At 71.0% G+C, this 569-nt stretch carries 1 pseudogene; it reads left to right on the top strand.

What is annotated here, in order from left to right:
• Positions 1 to 569: pseudogene (locus GVL52_RS31710) on the top strand (hypothetical protein); the annotation flags it as partial.

Here is a 569-nt window from a genome sequence, read left to right as displayed (position 1 = left end):
CCGCGATCCTGGGCAACGAGGTGACGAAGCGTTTCCCCTGGGCGCACTACGACTGCGGCGGCTCGACCACGTTCGCGCTGCCCACCACCACCGACCCCGTGCAGGCGCTCATCAACCGCACCTGGACGCCCACGCTCAGCGTGACCGGCGCGGAAGGCCTGCCGGCGCTGCAGGACGCGGGCAGCGTGCTGCGGCCCTACACCGCCTTCAAGCTCAGCCTGCGCCTGCCGCCCGTGGTGGACGCGGCCGAGAGCGTGCAGACGCTCAAGGCCCTGCTGGAGGACAACGCACCCTACCAGGCGCGCGTGACCTTCGAGCCGGGCGGCGCCGCCAGCGGCTGGAACGCGCCGGCCATCACGCCCTGGTACGAGAAGGCGCTGAACGCCGCGAGCCAGGCGCACTTCGGCGCGCCCTGCGGCTACATCGGCCAGGGCGGCACGATCCCGCTCATGAACATGCTGAGCCAGGGCTTTCCCACGGCGCAGATGATGGTCTGCGGCGTGCTGGGCCCCAAGAGCAACGCGCACGGCCCGAACGAGTTCCTGCATGTGCCGTACGCCAAGAAGCTC

The sequence above is a fragment of the Rhizobium sp. 18055 genome, from assembly GCF_902706285.1.
Lineage (GTDB): Bacteria > Pseudomonadota > Alphaproteobacteria > Rhizobiales > Rhizobiaceae > Rhizobium.
This window is presented reverse-complemented; position numbering and strand designations above follow the sequence as displayed.